The organism is Levilactobacillus muriae (assembly GCF_045862015.1).
Classification (GTDB): Bacteria; Bacillota; Bacilli; order Lactobacillales; family Lactobacillaceae; genus Levilactobacillus; species Levilactobacillus muriae.
The window spans coordinates 1-3,447 of sequence record NZ_BAAFRU010000051.1 but is presented as its reverse complement, the minus strand read 5'-3'; the positions used below and the strand labels follow the sequence as shown (position 1 = coordinate 3,447).

The following is a 3,447-nucleotide window of genomic DNA, read 5'->3' as shown; positions in this document are numbered from 1 at the left end:
GCGCGATTAAAAACGTGCCAAACAGTAACATCAACGAGAGTGTCTGGAAGACGCTCATTGACTGTGAAACCTTCCTGAAGATTATTCCATGTTCCCATGGGCCTCACCTCGCAAGGGAAAAGACAGCAACCGCCCTTAAAACTTCTTACTTGATCTATTATACAAGCAGCCTAGCTCTTTAACCAAATATAAAATTAAAGAATCAGTAAGAAAACTATATTTATATCTGTAAAAACAGTTTTTAACTGCTAGGTCATAATGTATAGATAAATAAAAGCAAGCACCTATGTAAAAAAGTGCCTGCTTTGATTAATTATCAAAAAAATTCCAATCTATATTTATAAAGGGTTATCTTCCCAATTTAAATATTGATTAACTGATCTTCAATTGCTCAATTATTTACGTTCTAAGAAGCCTAATACAGATAAATTTGGCTAATTATCCATGTAATTTTTGTTGCAATGTATCACCAATACCATCTACTTTCTTAGCAGCCAAGACGGTGCCACCGATGAGGACACCACCTACAATGAGCGTAGAAGCGATCATAAACTTAAATACATTTTTCAAGACGTCCATAAAATTCCCCCTTACTTTTTACTGGTTCGACCAACAACTAATGAAACAATCAGAACTAAAATAATTGCCCCAATGATCGATGGTATCAATGCCATGCCAGCTAACGAAGGGCCCCAAGTACCAAGGAGCCCTTGGCCAATCCACGCACCGATTAAACCAGCTACGATGTTTGCAATCCAGCCCATAGCAGCACCACGGTTAGTGATTGCGCCAGCAATGGCACCAATGATTGCCCCGACGATTAATGACCAAATAAGTCCCATATTTACTCACCCCCTTAGTTAACACGACTAGATTTATTGTCAGACGTTACTTTATCAACGCTGTCACCTAATGTTTCCTTCGATTTCTTTGCGCCCTTACTGACGGCTTCCTTCGTTTTGTCTGTGGCATCGCTCACGCGATCTTGCAGAGAAGTCGAATCTTTTTCATGTTGCTCCTTTGTCCTGACATCAACAACATTCACATTTACCTCAATTACTTCTAATTCGGTCATATTCTTTACTTCCCGAACGATAACATTTTTGATCTTGTCATACAGTTTAGAAATATCAATGCCGTATTCAGCAACAATGTCGAGATCCACCACCTTTACCATAATTATAGCAGGACAGTTGTGATGATGGAATTATATGCTCTTATAAGGAACCAATTAAGATTTTTGTTTGACTAAACCAATCTAGCCAATAGGGTATACCCTATTGGTCTTTTTTATTTCTGTACTATACTAGGAATTACAAGTGTTCATTAGAACTGTCCAAAAGGAGAGCTGGAAATGGCTAAAATCGGTTATGCGCGTGTGAGTTCCAAGGAGCAACATTTAGATCGACAGTTAGCGGCTTTAAAAGACGTTGATAAATTATTTACGGATAAATTAAGTGGAGCTAACACTAATCGGCCAGAACTGCAAAAAATGCTGGCCTATATTCGTGAGGGTGATATTGTAATGGTCACTGAATTAGATCGCTTAGGCAGAAACAACTATGATTTGACTAAGATCATGAACTCCATTCAAAGTAAGGGTGCTACCCTAGATGTGTTGAATTTACCGTCCATGACAGGGATTGCTGACCCAAATTAACCAGCGACCGCTTAAAATACTCGATTGGCAAACACCGTATCAGGTTATGCTGACAAATTTGTCCAAAAATTCGGATTAAATTTGCAATCTACCGCTTTACACCGTTTTTCTTTCTAAACTTAATTACCATCTTTGAATAACTAACTATAAAAAGATGCCTTTAATTTAAACCTGAAATAATTAGCTAATGTTAGGAGTAACTCAGATGGACGAAAAAAAAGTATTAAAGCCAATTGATGAAATGCTTGCTGATCCTTGGCAAGTTGATATTCAAGAATTGTTTGAAGCTTTTGTTCATGAACCTGATGAGATCAAACAGAATTTGTATAATTCCTTGTACACTTACATTTTGCAAAAAAGACAAGAAGATATTATTAATCGACCAGGATTTGTAATTTAGCCCTCTAAAAGCTCACTGAGGGCTTTTTATTTTGTTTTGGCATAAATTATATGTAAATATGCTTAAAACTGCTGAGAATTGAAAATAAAGGCCTTAAAAGGGACATAGCAGTTAAATTCTTATTATGTTTTAGAAAAGCTAACTGTTTGCTGTCAATGGTAGCGGACGAGCAAAGCGTGGGAGCATAAGGAATTGACAGCTCTAAACCAGTCTTAACACTGAATTGGCGAAAGCCAAAGTTTCTATAAAACTTTGCTTTCCTGCCTAACGGCGAGTGAAAAAACGGTCAAGCTGGTTCAGCTTGACGGGGTGCGGGGCGTCAGCGCCCGTATAAATGTGGCTTGCCACACCTTTTTAGGCAACGAACGAAGTGAGGCGCAAAGAGCGTAGCGAATGGAGTTTAATGTGAGCCGGTTTTTGGCTCACTCCTTTGTGTTTTTGATTTTAGGTCTTGATCTCGTACAGTGGTGCCTCTTATATACCTCTTTTATAAACCTCTTTTAAACCTCTTTTAGACCCCTCTTGAACCTTACTCTCCCAAGGCTTATAGAAGTTTATCAAGTAGGTTTTGTCTGTTTATCAAGTAGGTTTTGTCTGTTTATCAAGTAGAACTATAAAGTTGACTACTTGATAAACATAATCTAAAATTAATTTGTAATCATTAGGAGGTACAGCATGGGAAATGAAATTATTAAATATGATCCAGAGTTAAATACCATTCCACTTCGAAAATTTGGTAGCGTCAAGAATCTTGTGTAAATGAAATGCCTTCGTACATATAATATGTAACTAACTTAAATAAATGATGCTTCCAAGGTGTCCTGGAGTCCCTTAAAGCCTCGGTGGATCCGCTTCAGAGACTTCTCGTTATAAGCATTAAACTGAGAAACCAGGAATCGATCCAGTGAATCTTCCGTTGGAAATTGTTCTTTGCGGTGGGTGGTGCGCTTGAGATGCTTGTTAAAGTTCTCAATCAAGTTAGTGGAGTAGAGTGATTGCCGAATGGCTGGTGGAAAGTCCATGAAAGTGAGCAGATTCGGCATTTTAAGCAGATCTCTGATTAACTTGGGATAGGTACGATGCCAGTTGTTGGCGAACTCATTCAGTTTCAGTTCGGCTGCTTCACGATTGGCAGCCCAATGAACTTGTTTAAAGTCATTGATCACGGCCTTACGGTCTTTCACCCGAACTTTGTTTATCAAATTACGCCCAACATGAACCAGGCAACGTTGTCGTTTAGCTTTGGGAAAATGCCGATTTAAGCCTTCATCCAAACCAACTAACCCATCGGCCACAAACAACAGCACATCTTTGACCCCTTGCTTAATCAGGGTTCCCAGTAATTCAGTCCAGATCCCAGTTGATTCCGTCGGCGCCACTTGGTAGT

Annotated in this window: 4 protein-coding genes and 3 pseudogenes; 2 read left to right on the top strand and 5 right to left on the bottom strand. The window is 38.8% G+C overall.

The window, feature by feature from the left end; translation table 11 throughout:
- From ACKTSF_RS14305 to ACKTSF_RS14290, 4 genes and pseudogenes are all read right to left on the bottom strand, one after another.
- Nucleotides 1-58, bottom strand: a 58-nt coding sequence (locus ACKTSF_RS14305; RefSeq protein ID WP_225415999.1) for a putative holin-like toxin, incomplete at its 3' end; no start/stop codon positions are given.
- 380 nt (nt 59-438) lie between these two features.
- Nucleotides 439-579, bottom strand: coding sequence for a hypothetical protein (locus ACKTSF_RS14300; RefSeq protein ID WP_081539454.1), 141 nt, complete (start codon nt 577-579; stop codon nt 439-441).
- Nucleotides 580-590: 11 nt separating this feature from the next.
- Nucleotides 591-842 (bottom strand): GlsB/YeaQ/YmgE family stress response membrane protein, encoded by a 252-nt coding sequence (locus ACKTSF_RS14295; protein ID WP_003680323.1) that lies wholly within the window; start codon nt 840-842, stop codon nt 591-593.
- Between the two features lie 14 nt (nt 843-856).
- A pseudogene (locus tag ACKTSF_RS14290) lies at nt 857-1,165 on the bottom strand (Asp23/Gls24 family envelope stress response protein); the annotation flags it as partial.
- Nucleotides 1,166-1,354: 189 nt separating this feature from the next.
- Here ACKTSF_RS14290 and ACKTSF_RS14285 point away from each other — a divergent pair.
- Both ACKTSF_RS14285 and ACKTSF_RS14275 read left to right on the top strand, forming a co-directional pair.
- A pseudogene (locus tag ACKTSF_RS14285) lies at nt 1,355-1,657 on the top strand (recombinase family protein); the annotation flags it as partial.
- Nucleotides 1,658-1,847: 190 nt separating this feature from the next.
- On the top strand, nt 1,848-2,060 hold the full coding sequence (locus ACKTSF_RS14275) for a hypothetical protein (protein WP_001748064.1): 213 nt from the start codon (nt 1,848-1,850) through the stop codon (nt 2,058-2,060).
- A 794-nt stretch (nt 2,061-2,854) separates the two neighbouring features.
- Here the strand turns inward: ACKTSF_RS14275 and ACKTSF_RS14270 are convergent.
- Nucleotides 2,855-3,447, bottom strand: a pseudogene (locus ACKTSF_RS14270) (IS256-like element IS1310 family transposase); the annotation flags it as partial.

Excerpts from the sequence above, each read along its gene's own strand:
- ACKTSF_RS14300 (WP_081539454.1), bottom strand. The coding sequence starts at position 579 with ATGGACGTCTTGAAAAATGTATTTAAGTTTATGATCGCTTCTACGCTC.
- ACKTSF_RS14295 (WP_003680323.1), bottom strand. The coding sequence starts at position 842 with ATGGGACTTATTTGGTCATTAATCGTCGGGGCAATCATTGGTGCCATT.
- ACKTSF_RS14275 (WP_001748064.1), top strand. The coding sequence starts at position 1,848 with ATGTTAGGAGTAACTCAGATGGACGAAAAAAAAGTATTAAAGCCAATT.